At 71.9% G+C, this 16234-nt stretch carries 20 protein-coding genes and 1 riboswitch; of the genes, 18 read left to right on the top strand and 2 right to left on the bottom strand.

Features of this window, described 5'->3' with window-relative positions; genetic code table 11:
• The first annotated feature begins 55 nt into the window (after positions 1 to 55).
• Both FIU88_RS00850 and FIU88_RS00845 read left to right on the top strand, forming a co-directional pair.
• Positions 56 to 958 (top strand): LysR family transcriptional regulator, encoded by a 903-nt coding sequence (locus FIU88_RS00850; protein ID WP_152477837.1) that lies wholly within the window; start codon positions 56 to 58, stop codon positions 956 to 958.
• 160 nt (positions 959 to 1118) lie between these two features.
• Entirely contained in the window at positions 1119 to 1574 is a 456-nt protein-coding gene (locus FIU88_RS00845; RefSeq protein WP_083868074.1) for a DoxX family protein, read from the top strand.
• A 76-nt stretch (positions 1575 to 1650) separates the two neighbouring features.
• Here the strand turns inward: FIU88_RS00845 and FIU88_RS00840 are convergent, their stop codons facing one another.
• Together FIU88_RS00840 and gloA are read right to left on the bottom strand one after the other, a co-directional pair.
• Positions 1651 to 2607, bottom strand: a complete 957-nt coding sequence (locus tag FIU88_RS00840; protein WP_152477836.1) for an ABC transporter substrate-binding protein — start codon at positions 2605 to 2607, stop codon at positions 1651 to 1653.
• Between the two features lie 111 nt (positions 2608 to 2718).
• Positions 2719 to 3252, bottom strand: a complete 534-nt coding sequence (gloA, locus tag FIU88_RS00835) for a lactoylglutathione lyase (RefSeq protein WP_016854053.1) — start codon at positions 3250 to 3252, stop codon at positions 2719 to 2721.
• A 267-nt stretch (positions 3253 to 3519) separates the two neighbouring features.
• On the opposite strand from gloA, the gene FIU88_RS00830 reads away from it, so the two are divergent.
• The 16 genes from FIU88_RS00830 (at position 3520) to thiE (ending at position 16114) form a co-directional block, all read left to right on the top strand.
• On the top strand, positions 3520 to 3864 hold the full coding sequence (locus tag FIU88_RS00830; RefSeq protein WP_016854054.1) for a hypothetical protein: 345 nt from the start codon (positions 3520 to 3522) through the stop codon (positions 3862 to 3864).
• A 118-nt stretch (positions 3865 to 3982) separates the two neighbouring features.
• Positions 3983 to 4447: a C40 family peptidase gene (locus tag FIU88_RS00825; protein WP_152480083.1), complete on the top strand. Its 465-nt coding sequence runs from the start codon at positions 3983 to 3985 to the stop codon at positions 4445 to 4447.
• A gap of 98 nt (positions 4448 to 4545) precedes the next feature.
• A complete protein-coding gene (locus tag FIU88_RS00820) occupies positions 4546 to 5181 on the top strand; it encodes a peroxiredoxin (protein ID WP_152477835.1) in 636 nt (211 codons plus the stop codon).
• Positions 5182 to 5382: 201 nt separating this feature from the next.
• Positions 5383 to 6411 carry an ABC transporter substrate-binding protein gene (locus FIU88_RS00815; RefSeq protein ID WP_152477834.1) on the top strand — a complete coding sequence of 343 codons (1029 nt, stop codon included), beginning with the start codon at positions 5383 to 5385 and terminating at the stop codon, positions 6409 to 6411.
• Positions 6408 to 7160 carry an ABC transporter permease gene (locus FIU88_RS00810; RefSeq protein WP_152477833.1) on the top strand — a complete coding sequence of 251 codons (753 nt, stop codon included), beginning with the start codon at positions 6408 to 6410 and terminating at the stop codon, positions 7158 to 7160. Before FIU88_RS00815 ends, FIU88_RS00810 begins: the two co-directional genes overlap by 4 nt.
• Positions 7157 to 7942 carry an ABC transporter ATP-binding protein gene (locus FIU88_RS00805; RefSeq protein ID WP_152477832.1) on the top strand — a complete coding sequence of 262 codons (786 nt, stop codon included), beginning with the start codon at positions 7157 to 7159 and terminating at the stop codon, positions 7940 to 7942. Before FIU88_RS00810 ends, FIU88_RS00805 begins: the two co-directional genes overlap by 4 nt.
• Positions 7943 to 7956: 14 nt before the next feature.
• Positions 7957 to 8256, top strand: coding sequence for a DsrE family protein (locus FIU88_RS00800; protein ID WP_152477831.1), 300 nt, complete (start codon positions 7957 to 7959; stop codon positions 8254 to 8256).
• A 127-nt stretch (positions 8257 to 8383) separates the two neighbouring features.
• Positions 8384 to 9019: a thermostable hemolysin gene (locus tag FIU88_RS00795; protein WP_152477830.1), complete on the top strand. Its 636-nt coding sequence runs from the start codon at positions 8384 to 8386 to the stop codon at positions 9017 to 9019.
• Positions 9003 to 10496 (top strand): AMP-binding protein, encoded by a 1494-nt coding sequence (locus tag FIU88_RS00790; protein ID WP_152477829.1) that lies wholly within the window; start codon positions 9003 to 9005, stop codon positions 10494 to 10496. Before FIU88_RS00795 ends, FIU88_RS00790 begins: the two co-directional genes overlap by 17 nt.
• Positions 10493 to 11185: a TenA family transcriptional regulator gene (locus FIU88_RS00785; protein ID WP_152477828.1), complete on the top strand. Its 693-nt coding sequence runs from the start codon at positions 10493 to 10495 to the stop codon at positions 11183 to 11185. The genes FIU88_RS00790 and FIU88_RS00785 overlap by 4 nt, the downstream gene beginning before the upstream one ends.
• Complete coding sequence (locus FIU88_RS00780) at positions 11172 to 11990, top strand: SDR family oxidoreductase (RefSeq protein WP_152477827.1); 819 nt, start codon at positions 11172 to 11174, stop codon at positions 11988 to 11990. The genes FIU88_RS00785 and FIU88_RS00780 overlap by 14 nt, the downstream gene beginning before the upstream one ends.
• Before the next feature lie 71 nt (positions 11991 to 12061).
• Positions 12062 to 12736, top strand: a complete 675-nt coding sequence (locus FIU88_RS00775; protein ID WP_016854065.1) for a response regulator transcription factor — start codon at positions 12062 to 12064, stop codon at positions 12734 to 12736.
• A complete protein-coding gene (locus tag FIU88_RS00770) occupies positions 12733 to 14091 on the top strand; it encodes an ATP-binding protein (protein WP_152477826.1) in 1359 nt (452 codons plus the stop codon). The genes FIU88_RS00775 and FIU88_RS00770 overlap by 4 nt, the downstream gene beginning before the upstream one ends.
• Before the next feature lie 108 nt (positions 14092 to 14199).
• Positions 14200 to 14490 carry a hypothetical protein gene (locus FIU88_RS00765; protein WP_152477825.1) on the top strand — a complete coding sequence of 97 codons (291 nt, stop codon included), beginning with the start codon at positions 14200 to 14202 and terminating at the stop codon, positions 14488 to 14490.
• Positions 14491 to 14538: 48 nt separating this feature from the next.
• Positions 14539 to 14641: riboswitch (TPP riboswitch) on the top strand.
• A gap of 32 nt (positions 14642 to 14673) precedes the next feature.
• On the top strand, positions 14674 to 15498 hold the full coding sequence (gene thiM, locus FIU88_RS00760) for a hydroxyethylthiazole kinase (protein WP_152477824.1): 825 nt from the start codon (positions 14674 to 14676) through the stop codon (positions 15496 to 15498).
• Positions 15488 to 16114 carry a thiamine phosphate synthase gene (gene thiE / locus FIU88_RS00755; RefSeq protein ID WP_016854069.1) on the top strand — a complete coding sequence of 209 codons (627 nt, stop codon included), beginning with the start codon at positions 15488 to 15490 and terminating at the stop codon, positions 16112 to 16114. Before thiM ends, thiE begins: the two co-directional genes overlap by 11 nt.
• Positions 16115 to 16234 lie beyond the last annotated feature (120 nt).

Here is a 16234-nt window from a genome sequence, read left to right as displayed (position 1 = left end):
GTTTCGGGGGCGGCCGTGCGAAGATAGCCCTTCGGCCACGCCAGGGAGCGCCCCCATGAACCTGCTGGATGCCATGACCGCCTTCGTGCGGGTTGCCGAGCTCGGCAGCTACACCCGCGCCGCCGAGGCGCTCGACCTGTCGCGCACGCGCGTCTCGCGCCAGGTGATGGAACTCGAGGATCATCTCGGCGTGCGCCTGCTCCAGCGCACCACCCGCCGGCTGCACCTCACCGAGGCCGGCGAGCGCTACCTGCTGCGCGCCCAGGGCATCCTGCAGTCGCTGGAGGAGGCCGAGGCGGAGGTCGGCAGCGGCGTCAGCGAGATGCGCGGCCGGCTGCGCCTCAACGGGCCGATGAGCTTCGGCACCCGCCACCTGACGCCGCTGGTGGCCCGCTTCATGGTCGAGCATCCCGCCCTGGAGGTGCGCCTGGACCTCAACGATCGCCGGGTCGACCTGCTCGAGGAGGGCTACGACCTGGCGATCCGCATCGGCAGCCTGCCCGACTCCACCCTGGTGGCCCGTCGCCTGACCCGCTGCAAGCTGGTGCTGTGCGCGTCCCCGGCCTACCTGGCCGAACACGGCGCCCCGCGCCGGCTGGCGGACCTGGAACGACACCGCTGCCTGCGCTATCGCACCGGCGGCCGCGGCGGCGAATGGCGGTTCGGCGGCAGCGGCGTCTCGGTCGGCGGCCCGCTGGAGAGCAACAACGGCGACGTGCTCACTCACGCCGCCGAGGCCGGGCTCGGCATCGTCCAGCAGCCGAGTTTCCTGGTCACCGACAGCATCCGCGAGGGCCGCCTGGTGCCGCTCGAGCTCGAGGAGCCGCCGTCGGCGCTCGACGTGCACGGCCTCTACCCGGCCCGCCGTCACCTCCCGGCCAAGGTCGACCGCTTCCTGTCGCTGCTCGCCGAGGCCTGGGGGGAGCCGCCCTCATGGGAGCGCGAACTGGGGCTCTAGCCGGCCAGTGCCTGGGCATACGTTTTTGCATCGCCGTTCTTTGTCACCTAAAACGCAACAGTCATGTGCCCTGGCGGCAGATTATCTCCGTTTACGTCGCGGCTAGAGTGTCACCCATACCAAGACATCGCGCTCCCCAGCGCCCCGACGGAGATTGACCATGACCACTCGAGCCACTCGCCCCGCTTCCGCTTCCGTGTCCACCGCCACCCCCTCGGCCTCGCTCGACCGCCTGCAGCCGGCGGCCATCACCCTGCTGCGCCTGTCGCTGGGCGTGATGACGCTGGCCCACGGCCTGCTCAAGGTGTTCGTGTTCACGCTGCCCGGCACCGTCGGCTACTTCGAGTCCCTCGGCCTGCCCGGCGAGTTCGCCTACCTGACGATCCTCGCCGAGGTCGGCGGCGGCCTGGCCCTGCTGCTGGGCGTCTACACCCGCTGGATCGCCCTGGCCATGATCCCGACGCTGCTCGGCGCCACCTGGGTGCACGCCGGCAACGGCTGGGTCTTCTCCAACGAGGGCGGCGGCTGGGAGTTCCCGCTGTTCTGGGCCATCGCCCTGCTGGTACAGGCCGGCCTCGGCGGCGGACGCCTGGTGATCAGCCGCCGCTTCGCCTGAGGCGATCGGCTCCCCGAACGCAGCGAGGCCGCCCCGAAGGGCGGCCTCGTCGCGTCGTGCGCTAGCGCATCGCGCCTCAGGCGTCGGGAATCTCCAGCGCCTGCTGCACCGCCGGCCAGGCCGGCTCGCCGTCGCGGGTAGTCACCCCCTCGAGGAAGGCCTCGACCCTCGCCGGGTGTTCACGCAGCCACTCCAGGGCGACCGCGTCGGGCTCGCGCTCCTCGAAGCTGAAGCCACGAATCATCGCGCTCTGCTGGTCGGCGGTGAAGCTCAGCTGGTCGAGCAGCCGGGTGGCATTGGGGTTCGCCTCGGCGAACCGGGTCGTGACCAGGGTCTTCACGTCGCTGCGGCCACCGTCCGGGCCCCACATGTCCTGGGTATCGTCGAGGTAGCGCACGTCATGCTCGATGTTCATCCAGTGCGGCGTCCAGGCGGCGAAGACGATCCATTCCTCGCGGTCGATGGCGCTGTCCACCGCGCTGAGCATGCCCGGCGTGGAGGTCTCGGAGAGCGTCCAGTCGCCCAGGCCATAGGTGTCGGCCTCTACCGCGCCATTGAGGGTGTCGCTCATCCCGGAGCCCACCTCGATGGAGTAGATGGTGCGCTCGAGCTGGTCGGCGAACTCGGGATCGTCCAGCTGCTCGGCCGACGTCAGGCCGGCCTCGTAGACATAGGTCGGCACCGCGAAGCCGAGGCGGGCCCCCTCGACGTTGTTGCCCAGGTCGACCAGGCTGCCCTCGTCGGTGGCGGTGTCGTACATGCCTTGCTGGGCGGGCAGCCAGGCGGCGAGGAAGACATCCAGCTCGTCCTGGTTCAGTGCCTGGTAGGTGATGGTGGAGCCGAGCTCTTCCGCACGGGGCTCGTAGCCCAGCGCCTCGAGCAAGATGGAGGCCAGCTCGGTCTTGACGGTCACACCGGGCCAGGCCGGTGAAGAGAAACGAACCTCGGCCGGTTCCTCGGCCTGGGCCATGCCGCTCATGGCCAGCAGGGAGCCGGCCAGCACGAGAGAGAGGGGACGACGGGACAGGGACATCGGGACTCCTTGGCGGGTTGCGCCGTGCTGTAACACGTCACAGACCCTAGTGCCCCCGGGCGATATCGACAAGCCGGGCCGTCAACGCTCGGCGACGGCCCGTGCCACGAGTCAGTCGCCCTTGCCGGCCATCTTCGCGGCCTCGACCACCTCGATCCAGTAGCCGTCCACGTCCTTGACGAAGACCACGTCCTTCATCTTGCCCTGGTCGGGGCGCTTGATGAATTCGACCTCGTTGGCGTCGAACCAGGCCACCGCGGCGCCCAGGTCCGGCACCGTGAAGCAGATGTGGCCGAAGCCCTGGGGCTCGGCGTTGCCGTCGTGATAGGCGAAGTCCGGCTGGTCCTCGGTGCCCCAGTTGTGGGTCAGTTCCAGCAGGCCCTTCTGGGAAAAGGTCCAGACGGTGCGCTCGTCGGTGTCTTCCGGCACCCGATCGCCGTCCTCGAGCTTGGCGAGGAAGTAGAGCGAGAACTGCATTTCCTCGAAGTCGAGGCGGCGCAGCACGCTCATGCCGAAGACCCGGGAGTAGAAGGCCAGCGCGGCCTCCGGGTCCTTGACCCGCAGCATGGTGTGGTTGAGGCGGAAGCCGTCGGTGTCGCCGGTCGCGGTCTTCACGCCGGGGTGTTGCTCGCCGTTGAAGCTCATGGTGTCTCCTGATGCCATGGGTGAGGTCTCGAACCGAGGGATGCCTCAGGTATGGAGGCACGCCGGCGACTTTTCCACCCCGGGGCGCCCCTTGTGCCTCGCGAATTTTCGATACACAGGTTATACACAGCGCCGCTTCCCCGTCGAACGCCCGCCCCATGGAGGCTCCGGCGAACGCCGCCCAGGGTCATGCACATTCGTCACTGGCGGGGGACGCCACCTGATTCTACATTTTCTGTACAACCCGCGATGCATCAGGAGGACGAGATGGCCACCATCGACCAGAGCCTGGGGGATCACATCACCCTCAAGGAACTCTCCCACGCCCTCGGCCACGGCTTCTCGCCGATCGTCGAGGTGGAATCCATGGACGGCATCTACACGGTGCGCTTCCACCACGCCAACGGCATCTCCACCCTCTCCGACAAGCAGGGCAAGACCTGCACCTACCTCGGCACCGGCGAGATCCGCGACCTGCTGGGCGGCCTGGGCCTGAGCCACGGCGTGCTGACCTGGGCGGACCAGTGCGGCGACGAGATGATCGGCGTGCCCGGCCATGCCATGACCCCGGACGAGATGCTGACCCACGGCACCAGAATCGCCTTCCGCTGATGTTCACAGCCGCGGGCTGGGCGGCTAGGCTGGGAACGACGAGAGGGAAAAACGGACGCCCCGCGAGATGCCCATGGCAACGACTCCAGCCTCACCCGCCCCGGCGCCCCGCGCCGCGATGCGCCTCGCGCGGCTGCTGCCGCTGGCGATGCTGCTGACGCTCGCCGGCTGCGCCGGCCCCCAGCTCGCCACCCGCGACGCCGAGGGGCTGTCGATGGACCGGGCGATGATCCTGTCCGAGGCGCGCCAGTCGCTGGGCACGCCCTACCGCTTCGGCGGCACGGACGCCAGCGGGCTGGACTGCTCGGGCTTGGTGCAGCGGGTCTATTCCCGGGCCGGCATCTCGGTGCCGCGCACCTCGCGCCGCCAGTTCGCGCGCCTGCCGCCGATCGACGAGGCGCGCCCCGGCGACCTGCTGTTCTTCGACACCGCCGGCGGCGGCGATGCCAGCCACGTCGGCATCTACCTGGGCGACGGCGAGATGATCCACGCCCCGGGGCGCGGCCGCCGGGTCAGCGTCACCTCGCTGGCGCTGGACTACTGGCAGGAGCGTTTCCTGGGCGCCGCCGCACCGGCGCCCTGAGCGGGGTCCATCCGACCTCTCCGATTGCCGGCATCGCGCCGCGATGCCGCTGACGCCATCCGACACAGCGGACTTCGAACACGATTCAGGAGGACACCATGGCACTGCGACTCGGCGATATCGCCCCGGACTTCACCCAGGAGAGCACCGAAGGCCCGATCCACTTCCACGAGTGGGCCGGCGACAGCTGGGTGATCCTGTTCTCCCACCCCAAGGACTTCACCCCGGTATGCACCACCGAGCTCGGCGAGGTCTCGCGGCTCAAGCCGGAGTTCGACCAGCGCAACACCAAGGCCATCGGCCTGTCGGTGGACCCGCTGGAGGACCACAAGGCCTGGGTCGGCGACATCCAGGAGACCCAGGGCTGCGCCCTGAACTTCCCGCTGCTGGCCGACGCCGACCGCAAGGTCAGCGACCTCTACGACATGATCCACCCCAACGCCAACGACACCCTGACGGTGCGTAGCGTCTTCATCATCGATCCGAACAGGAAGGTCCGCCTGATGCTGACCTATCCGGCCAGCACCGGCCGCCACTTCGACGAGATCCTGCGCGTGCTCGACAGCCTGCAGCTGACCGACTCGCACAAGCTGGCCACGCCGGTGAACTGGAAGCCGGGTGACGACTGCATCATCGTGCCGGCGCTCAGCAACGAGGAAGCCGCCAAGCTGTTCCCCGAGGGCTGGGACGAGCAGAAACCCTATCTGCGCCTGGTCAAGCAGCCCGGCAAGTAAGCCCGGCAGTAAGCCAGCACTCACTTCAGCGCTTCGACGCCGGCCCCGGGGCCGGCGTCGCTGCTTCCGGCCGGACGAACCGTGCCGAAAGAACATGGGAGAAAGAACATATGAGTATGAACAAATCGTCCTAACAGAGGCTTATGGAATAAGTTAATGCCGCGTAGCATCATCCTTTTACGCATCCGGTAGAGGCCCCGCATGTCCCGACACATCCGCCGCCTGGCCCTGCTGGCCGCCCTGTCCCTGGGCATGGCCGGCCAGTCCCACGCCGACGACACCACCCTCGAGGTCGGCTACATGCCGATCCTGCCCGTCGCCCAGCTGTTCGTGATGGAAGGCGAGGGCTGGACCGACGACGCCGGCCTGGACCTGGAGCTGACCCGTTTCTCCAGCGGCCCGGCCATGGTCCAGGCGCTGGCCTCCGGCGAGCTGGACGTCATGTACTTCGGCATCGGCCCGGCCATGGTCGCCCGCGCCAACGGCGTGCCGATCAAGGTGCTGGCCTCGAGCATCCGCGAGCAGATCGGCGTGGTCGCCCGCGGCCCGCTGGCCGAGCGTTTCGCCGACAGCGACGACGCCGCCCGGGCCATCGCCGACTTCACCGAGGCCGAGGGTCGCCCGCCCAAGATCGCCACCTTCCCCCAGGGCTCGGTGCCGGACACCGTGCTGCGCTACTGGCTGACCGAGCAGCTGGGCATCGACACCGACGACGTGAACATCGTCGCCATGGGCGCCGACCGCGTGCAGCAGGCGCTGCTGGCCGGCGCCGTGGACGCCGCCTCGATCCTCGAGCCGATCCTGACCACGGTGCAGCAGCGCGACGACGGCGCCCGGGTGGTGGCCCGCGCCGACGAGATGCTGCCCGGGCAGCCCGGCGCCGTGCTGGCGGCCCGCGAAGAGACGCTGGCCGAGCATCCCGAGGCGATGAAACAGCTGATGGCCCTGCACCTGCGCGCCACCGAGATGCTCACCGAGGATCCCGAGGGCGCCGCCCCGTCGGTGCGCGAATTCGTCGGCAAGCGCCTGATTCCGCTGGAAACCGTCGAGGCGGCCCTGGCCTCGCCGTCGTCGAACTACGTCGCCGACCCGCACGCCATCCGCGAGGGCACCCGGCGCATGCACGACTTCCAGCTCGAGCAGGGCTCGCTGCGCCAGGCGGTGGACCTGGACGCGCTGTTCGACACCTCACTGTATGACGCCGTGGTCGCCGAGAACGACGACTCATGAGCCGTTCCAGACACACCCTGCTGAGCCTCGGCGGCCTGGCCGGCTTCCTCGCGCTGTGGGAGCTGGCGCTGCGCAGCGGCCTGCTGCCCGGCAGCCTGGTGCCGCTGCCGTCGGTGATTCCCGGCGTGCTGTGGGCCGAGATCGCCGACGGCATCTGGCTCGAGGTGGTCACCGCCAGCCTCTCCCACTACGCCGTGGGCGTGCTGATCGGCTCGCTCCTGGGCATCGCCGTGGGCGTGGCGGCGGCGCTGCTGCCGCGCTTCAACGCCGTGCACGCCTGGCTGGCGCGGCTGCTGCGCCCGATTCCGCCGCTGGCCTGGATTCCCTTCGCCATCATCTGGTTCGGCATCAACCCCTCGGCGGCGGCCTTCATCATCAGCATCGGCGTGTTCTGGATCAATTACTTCGCCAGCCACAGCGCGGTGCGCTCGGTGGACCCGGGCTACGACGAGGTGGCCCGGGCCTTCGGCCATGTCGGTTTCCTGTCGCGGCTTACCCGGGTCAGCCTGCCGGCCGCCGCGCCGGGCATCCTGAGCGGCCTGCGCGCCGGCCTCGGCCAGGGCTGGATGACGGTGGTGGCCGCCGAGCTGTTCGGCATTCCCGGCATCGGCCAGCGCATGATGGAGGCCTCGAGCCTGCTGGCCACCGATATCGTGGTGGTCTACATGCTCACCATCGCCGGCCTCTACGCGCTGTTCGACTTCCTCTTCGTCCTGCTGCAGCGTCGGCTGCTGAGGTGGCAGCCATGAACCAGCCCGATATCGCCACGAGTCGCGAGGCCGACGACGCCCCCGTGCTGACCGCCCGCGGCATCCGCCTCGGCTTTTCCGGCACCACGGTGCTCGACGGCGTCGACCTGGCCGTTCGCCCGCGCGAGTTCATCGCCATCGTCGGCGCCTCCGGGGTCGGCAAGTCGACCCTGCTGCGCGCCCTGACCGGCCTGCTGACGCCCCAGGCCGGCCGCGTCAGCATCCCCCACGGCCGCGACGCCGACAGCCGCGCCTGGTCGATGGTGTTCCAGGCCCCGCGGCTGTTCCCCTGGCGGCGGGTGCGTGCCAACGTGGAGCTGGGCCTCGAGGGGCTGGAGCTGTCCCGCGACGAGCGCCGCCGCCGCGCGCTGGAGCCGCTGGCCCTGGTCGGGCTGGAGGACATGGCCGAGCGCTGGCCGCACACGCTGTCCGGCGGCCAGCAGCAGCGGGTCGGCATTGCCCGCGCGCTGGCGGTGCGCCCGCGGGTGCTGTTCATGGACGAACCCTTCTCGGCGCTGGACGCCATCACCCGCCGGCGCCTGCAGCAGGAGCTGATCGACCTGCGCCAGCGCACCGAGGCGGCGATCGTCTTCGTCACCCACGACATCGAGGAAGCGGTGCTGCTGGCCGACCGGGTGGTGGTGCTCGGCCGCGAGGCAGCGAACCGCCCGGCCGGCGTGGTGGCGCGCCACGAGATCACGCTGCCCGCCACCGAGCGCCGCGATCATCCCGACTTCGCCGACACCGTGCAGGCCGTCGAGGCCGCCATCGGCGAGCACTGAACGAGGAAGCCCCGATGAGCGACCTGCGCGTCCTGCTCCACGCCCCCACCGCCGATGGCCTGGCCCGGGCCCGGCGCAACGCCCGCAACCTGCTGAACGCCCGCCCCGGGGCCGAGGTGCTGATCGTCGCCAACGGCGGCGCCGTGGCCGCCGCCCTGGCCGAGCCCGACGACACCGACGCGCGGCTGCGGCTGTGCCGCAACTCGCTGAAGGCCCAGGGGCTCGAGAATCCCGACGGCATCGCCGAGGTCGAGGCCGCCGTGGTCACCCTGGCGGAACTGCAGCAGGACGGCTGGGCCTATATCCGCGCCTGAAACGACGGCACCATGACCCGCACGACGCCGGCCCTCGGGCCGGCGTTTTCGTATGCGTTTGGCGATATTAAGCGTCGGTTAAGTTACACATCCCAGACTGTCGGGGAATCGTCACGGAGACACCCCGATGTCCTTGACCGTCATACGCCCCACCCCCGAGTCGCCGATCGAGTGGCGTGAAGCCCGCCACTGGTCGGAGCGCCACCGACTGGAGCAGCTGGTCAGCCACTGCTTCGCCACCCAGCACGATGCCCGCATCACCCAGTACCTGCCGCGCCTGTTCGGCCTGTGGCAGCAGGAGCGGCCCGTGGCCGCGGTGGGCGTGCGTCGCGCCGACGAGGGCCGGCTGTTCCAGGAGGGCTATCTCGACGCCTCCGCCGAGGCCAGCCTGACCCAGGCCCTGGGCACGCCGATCGCCCGCGGCGGCATCGCCGAGATCGGCAACCTGGTGAGCAGCCGGCGCGGGCTGCAGCGGGTGCTGTTTCCCTACCTGATCGACCAGCTGGCCGAGGAAGGCCTGCACTGGGTGCTGTTCACGGCTATCCCGGCGGTGATCAACGGCATCCGCCGGCTGGGCATCGAGCTGATGCCGCTGCGCCTGGCCGATCCGGCCTGGCTGGGCCAGGACCGCGAGGCCTGGGGCCACTACTACGATCAGCACCCCTGGGTGATGGCCGGCGACCTGCGCCTGGCCCGCGAGCGGCTGCGCGCCGCCGGCCTGCTCTCGACGCTGCGGGAGGGCGACCATGTCCGACCGGCGTGAGCGCTTCCTCGACCGCCTGACCGCCCACGCCGAGCGCGCCCCCGAGGTCACGGCGCTGTGGGACGGCGCGCAGCGGCTGAGCTACGGCGAGCTGGCCGCCGCCATCGACGCGCGGCGGGCTCGGCTGGCGGCGGCCGGCGCGACCCGCGTGGGCCTGGCGCTGGACAACGGCGTCGAATGGGCGCTGTGGGACCTGGCGCTGCTGGCCGATTCGCGCGTCGCGGTGCCGGTGCCGGCCTTCTTCGACGACGCCCAGCGCCGCCATCTGGTCGCGCGCGCCGGCCTCGACGCCTGGATCGGCCCCGGCGGCAAGGCACTGGGCTTCGGCACGCCCGTTCCGGGCGGCATCGCCACCCGCCCGGTGGCGTCACCGCCGGCGCTGCATCCCGGCACCACCCGCATCACCTTCACCTCAGGCACCAGCGCCGCCCCCAAGGGCGTGTGCCTGGACACCGAGTCGATGCTGGCGGTGGCGATCAGCCTCGCCGAGGCGGTCGCCCCGGCCGATATCGAGCGCCACCTGGCGATGCTGCCGCTGGCCACCCTGCTCGAGAACCTCGGCGGGCTCTACCTGCCGCTGTGGCTCGGCGCCGGGGTGGCGCTGCCCGGCGCCGCCGAGCTCGGCTGGCGGGGCGCCAGCGGCTTCGACGCCGAGGCCGCGCTGGCCGCCATCGAACGCTACCGGCCGCATAGCCTGATCCTGGTGCCCCAGCAGCTCCAGGCGCTGGTGGACGCCGCCCCGAGCGCCCCCGTGGGGCTGCGGCTGGTGGCGGTGGGCGGCGCCCGGGTCGCCGCGCCGCTGCTCGAGCGAGCCCTGGCCGCCGGCTGGCCGGTGGCGGAGGGCTACGGCCTGTCCGAGTGCGCCTCGGTGGTGTGCCTCAACCGGCCCGGCGAGGCGCCCCACGGCGTCGGCCGCCCGCTGCCCCACGCCCGGGTGCGACTGAGCGCCGACGGCGAGGTCGAGGTGAGCGGCGCCACCATGCTCGGCTATCTGGGCGAGCCGCCGGTCGCCGGCTGGCACGCCACCGGCGATCTGGGCCGCTGGGAGGGCGATGCCCTGGTGCTGGAAGGCCGCCGCCGCGAGGTCTTCATCACCGCCTATGGCCGCAACGTCGATCCCCAGTGGGTCGAGGGAGTGCTCGCCACCCGGCCGGGCATCGCCCAGGCCCTGGTCCACGGCGAGGCCCTGGCCCATAACCGGGCGCTGATCGTGCCCGCCGCGGACCTGTCCGACGCGGCCATCGACGCCGAGATCACCGCCGCCAACGCCACCCTGCCGGACTACGCCCGGGTGAGCGCATGGCGCCGCTGCGCGCCCTTCACCCCGCACAACGACCAGCTGACGGCCAACGGCCGCCTGCGCCGCGCGGCCATCCTGGCCGCCTACCGGGGCTGGCTGACCCGCCCCGGTGCGGGCGACACCACGACCGACGCATCGCGTCCGCCCCATCACGACCACCGAGGAGTGACTTCATGAGTGCCTATCAACGCCTGCAGGCCGCCACCCGCGCCGAGCGCGAATGGCTGCTCGACACGCCCATGATGACCCGCGCCATGCGGGGCGAGGTCGGGCGCGACGAATACCTGGCCTTCCTCGGCCAGGCCTACCACCACGTGCGCTTCACGGTGCCGCTGATGATGGCCTGCGGCGCTCGCCTGCCCGACCGGCTGGGCTGGCTGCGCGCCGCCCTGGTGGAGTACGTCGAGGAGGAATACGGCCACGAGCAGTGGATCCTCGACGACATCCGCGCCGCCGGCGGCGACCCCGAGGCGGCGGCCGCCGCCACGCCCGACCCGGCCACGACGCTGATGGTGGCCTACGTGCGCGACCGGATCGAGCACGGCAATCCGGTGGCCTTCTTCGGCATGGTCCAGGTGCTCGAGGGCACCAGCACCGCGGTGGCCACCCGCGCCGCCGAACGGCTCCAGGCGAGCCTCGGGCTGCCCGACGACGCCGTGCGCTACCTGAGCTCCCACGGCAGCCTCGATATCGGCCATCTGGCCTTCTTCGAGACGCTGATCGACCGCCTGGAGGAGGACGACCTGAACGCGGTGATCGAGGGCGCGCGCATGGTCTATCGCCTCTACGGCGCCATGTTCCGGGGCGTCACCGCCCGCTGCACGGGGGGCGAAGCCGCCCGGGAGCTGACCGATGCGCTGGTCTGAACCGCACTATCTCACCGAGGGCTGGCCCGGCCAGCGGGTGCTGATCACCGGCGCCAGCGGCGGCATCGGCCAGGCGCTGGTCGACGAACTCGCCGCCGCCGGCGCCCGGCTGCTGGTCACCGGCCGCGACGCCGAGGCCCTGGAGCGGCTGTGCCGCCTGCATCCCGGCCAGATCACGGCCCAGCCCGCCGACCTCACCCGCGCCGAGGATCGCGCCCGGCTGGTGGCCGTCGCCGAACGGCTGGAATGCACCATGCTGATCAACGCCGCCGGCGCCAACCGCGCCGAGCTGTTCAAGGACAGCGACGACGAGGCCATCGAGCGCCTGGTGGCGATCAACCTGACCGCGACCCTGCAGCTGACCCGCGCCATGCTGCCGCCGCTGTGCCGCGCCGAGCAGGGCCTGGTGGTCAACCTGGGCTCGGCCTTCGGCCATATCGGCTACCCCAGCCAGGCCACCTACTGCGCCACCAAGTTCGCGCTCTACGGCTTCACCCAGGCGCTGCGCCGCGAGCTCGCGGATTCGCCGATCGCGGTGCATTACATCGCCCCGCGGGCCACCCGCACCGCCATGAACGCCCCGGCCATGGAGGAGATGAACCGGGCGCTGGGCAACGCCATGGACGATCCGGAGACGGTGGCCGTCCAGATCCGCCGCGCCATCGAACGCGGTCGCAAGGAGACCCGCCTGGGCCGCGCCGAGCCGGTCTTCGCCCGGCTCAACGCCCTGTGGCCGGGGCTGATCGATCGCGCCCTGCGCCGCCAGCTGCCCACCATCCGCCGCTTCATCGCTCCGCCACCCTGAACCGCCAGGGTCGACAGGCGCGGGCTTCGGGGCGAGTATCGGCATGACCGGAGCACCGACAAGGAACGCCCATGCGCATACTGCTGGTGGAGGACGATCCCAGCCTGGCGTCGGGCATTCGCCTGGCGCTGAAGCCCGAGCACTACACCGTCGACATCCTCGACGACGGCATCGAAGCCCTCAACGCCCTGCGCGACGAGGAGCCCTTCGATGCCGTCATTCTCGATCTGGGCCTGCCCCGGCTCGACGGCATCGGCCTGCTCGAACGGCTGCGCCGCGCCGGCAACCGGGTGCCGGTGCTGGTGCTGACCGCCCGCGACGGCATCGAGGAACGCATCCAGGGCCTGGATGCCGGCGCCGACGACTACCTGACCAAGCCCTTCGAGGTCGCCGAGCTCAAGGCCCGGCTGCGCGCCCTGCTGCGCCGCAGCCAGGGGCTGACCAGCAGCGAGCTCAGCCACCGCGGCGTGGTGCTCGACCCGGAGAACCGCCGCGTCACCTTCCGGGGCGAGCCGGTCACGCTGTCGCGCCGCGAGTTCACCCTGCTGCAGGAGTTTCTCAGCCACCCGGGCCACGCCTTCACCCGCGATACCCTGACCCGCCTGCTCTACGGCTGGGACGAGGACGTCGAGAGCAACGCCATCGAGGTCCACGTCCACCACCTGCGCAAGAAGCTGGCGCCCGAGCTGATCCGCACCCTGCGCGGCATCGGCTACATCATGGACAAGGCGTCGGACGAGACATGAGCTCGATCCGCCGCCGCACCCTGGGCATCGTGCTGCTGGTGGTGGCGCTGTGCATGCTGGCGATCGGCGTGACCAGCTACCGCGACGCCGCCCACGAGGTCGAGGAGCTGTTCGACGCCCGCCTGGCCCAGCAGGCCCGGCTGCTGGAGGGCCTGGTGCGCGCGCCGCTGCCCGAGGCCCGCCGCGAGGCGCTGCTGGCGAGCCTCGACGGCGCGCTGCGCCGCGACGCCCCGGGCACGGACGACGGCCACCGCTACGAGGGCAAGGTGGCCTTCCAGGCCTGGCGCGGCGAGCGACTGCTGCTGCGCTCCGCCGGCGCGCCGACCGCGCCCTTCACCGAACGCCGCACGGGCTACGGCGACGAGACCCTGAAGGGACACAAGTGGCGCGTCTTCGCCCTCGGCGACGGCGACCTGCGGGTGCTGGTCGGCGAGCGCGGCGACGTGCGCGGCGAGCTGGTCCGCGGCATCGCCCTGCGCACCCTGGTACCGGATCTGCTGGGGCTGCCGGCGCTGGGGGCGCTGCTGTGGTGGGCGATCGGCTGGGGGCTGCGGCCGCTGTCGCGGCTGGCCGCCCAGATCGAGGCCCGCGACCCTCACCGCCTCAAGCCGCTGCCCGATGACCCGCTGCCCCGCGAGCTGGCCACCATCGTCGGCGCCCTCAACGGCCTGCTGGCACGCATCCGCGCCCTGCGCTCCCGCGAGAAGCGCTTCATCGCCGACGCCGCCCACGAGCTGCGCACCCCGCTGACGGTGCTCGACCTGCACGCCCAGAACGCCCTGGCCACCGAGGATCCGGCGGATCGGCGCGAGGCGCTGACCCTGCTGCGCGACGGCCTGGCCCGCGCCACCCGGCTGGTCGGCCAGCTGCTGACCCTGGCGCGCCTGGACCCGGAGCAGGAGGGCGCCCCGGACCAGCGCATCGATCTGCTGCGCGAGGTGCGCGAGTCGCTGGCCGAGCTGATGCCGCTGGCCACCGACCACGGCCAGAGCCTGCACCTGGAGGCCGACGACGCCGACTGGACCCTGACCACCGAGCCCGGCGCCGTCACCACCCTGATCAAGAACCTGGTCGGCAACGCCATCCGCCACTCCCCCGCCGGCAGCCGCATCGATGTGGCGCTGACGGCCCAGGCCCGGGCGCTGATGCTGCAGGTGGACGACAGCGGCCCCGGCATCCCCGAGGCGAGCCGCCAGCAGGCGCTGGCGCGCTTCCACCGCGGCGGCTCGGGGGCCGGCGCCGGCCTCGGGCTCTCCATCGTCGACCGGCTGGTGCAGCGCCATGGTGGCCGCCTGACGCTGGGCGACGCCCCCGGTGGCGGGCTGCGCGTGCGGGTCTGGCTGCCCCGCGCCTGACATGGCATCGTCATGCCCGGCCCTTATCGTCGCTTAAGCCGACGGTAAGCCAAGGCCGCTACCGTGGTGACATCGATCGGACAACGACAACCCGGACAGGAGCCCGCCATGACCGCCATTGCCTCCCCCTCCCTCGACGCCGCCCTGCGCCGCCCGCTGTGGCTGGCCCTCGGCGGCGCGCTGCTGCTCGCCATCGAATGGCTGATCGGCCCCTGGAGCGTGGGCAGCCTGCCGCTGGCGCTGATCGCCCTGGCCGCCGGCGGCGCCTTGCTGCTGCGCTCCCTGAACGCCGACTCCCACCTCGAACCCGAGGAGGAAGACAGCGGCATGACCGCCGATCTGCAGACCGTCGCCCAGGCCAGCCTGCTGACCCTGATCGTGCTCCAGCTGGCCGCCTGACGCGACGCCCGCCGGCTTTACATGCCTCGGGCGAAGGGCGATAGTGAGGCCCGACGACAGGGGCGCCGTGGCGGTGATCCGCCACGGCTGAGAGGCACCCTCACCACCTGACCCGGATAATGCCGGCGGAGGGAGTCGTGCCGGCTCACTTCGCGGCCGCGCCTCCCGTCGCCAGGAGGCCCGATGCATTCCCTCGATCCCGCGCCGCATCTGGCGCGCGTGCGCCGCACCACCCCGCTGGTTCACAACATCACCAACCACGTGGCGATGAACTTCATGGCCAACGCGCTGCTGGCGCTGGGCGCCTCGCCCGCCATGGTCCACGCTCGCGAGGAGGCCGCCGAGTTCGCCGGCCTGGCCGCCGCCCTGACGCTGAACATCGGCACCCTCTCGCCCCACTGGCTCGATGCCATGGTCGACGCCGCCCGCGCCGCCAATGGCGCCGGCACGCCCTGGGTGCTCGACCCGGTGGCGGTGGGCGCCACCGGCTTTCGTCGCGAGGCCGGGGCCCGGCTGCTGGCGCTGGGGCCGACCGCGATCCGCGGCAACGCCTCGGAGATCCTGGCGCTGGCCCGGCAGGGCGGCGGCGGGCGCGGCGTGGACAGCACCGACAGCGCCGACAGCGCCGAGCGCGCCGCCGTGGCGCTGGCCCGCGAGAGCGGCGCCGTGGTGGCGGTCACCGGCGAGGTCGACCTGGTCACCGACGGCCGGCGCCTGGCGCGGGTCGCCGGCGGCCATGCGCTGATGCCCCGCGTCACCACCATGGGCTGCGCCCTGACCGGCGTGGTGGGCGCCTTCCTGGCCGGCGCCGAGGACCCGTTCGCGGCCACGGTGGCGGCGCTGGCCGCCTACGCCGCGGCCGGAGAAAGCGCCGCCGAGAGCGCCGCCGGCCCCGGCAGCTTCGCCGTGGCCTTCCTCGACGCCCTCTACGCCCTGGATCCCGACACGCTCTCCCCTTCCCCATCCACGCCGCTGGCCGACCGCCTGGAGCTCACCGATGCGCCTTGATCTGTCCCTCTACCTGGTCACCGACCCCGAGCTGTGCGCCGCCCATGGCGTCGAGCAGACCGTGCTGGCCGCGGTGCGCGGCGGCGTGAGCGTCGTCCAGCTGCGCGACAAGCACGCCAGCGACGCCGAGATGATCCCGCTGGCCCGCCGCCTGAAGGCCGCGCTGGCCGGCAGCGGCGTGCCGCTGATCATCAACGACCGCCTCGAGGTCGCGCTGGCCAGCCGGGCCGACGGCCTGCACATCGGCCAGGACGACGGCGAGGTCGCCGATGCCCGCGCCGCGCTGGGCCCGGACGCCATCCTCGGCCTCTCGGTGCAGACCCACGAACAGCTGGCCCGGCTGGACGCCGGACGCCTCGACTACCTGGGTCTCGGCCCGGTGTTCGCCACGGCCACCAAGCAGGACCACGCCGCGCCGCTGGGCGTCGACGGCCTGGCGGCGTTGGCCGCGGCCAGCCCGCTGCCCACGGTGGCGATCGGCGGGCTCAAGGTCGAGCACATCGAGGCGGTGCGCCGCGCCGGTGCCGACGGCCTGGCGGTGGTCTCGGCGATCTGCGGCACCCCGGACCCGGAGGCCGCCGCGCGGCGCTTTTCTGCCGCAACCGCGACGGGCTAGGGGGTCCGTCAGCCTCGACGCGGCAGGGGCGCCATCGGCTGGCTCATGCCGCGGTTTCGAAGACGCGGTCCGATCCAGCCCGATGCTGGAGACACACCGACGACGCCCCCGCCGCTTGGC

Origin of the sequence: Halomonas sp. THAF12 (assembly GCF_009363675.1) — a bacterium.
Classification (GTDB): Bacteria; Pseudomonadota; Gammaproteobacteria; order Pseudomonadales; family Halomonadaceae; genus Halomonas; species Halomonas smyrnensis.
The sequence above is the reverse complement of the archived record's forward strand: the minus strand, read 5'-3'. Positions and strand labels throughout refer to the sequence as shown.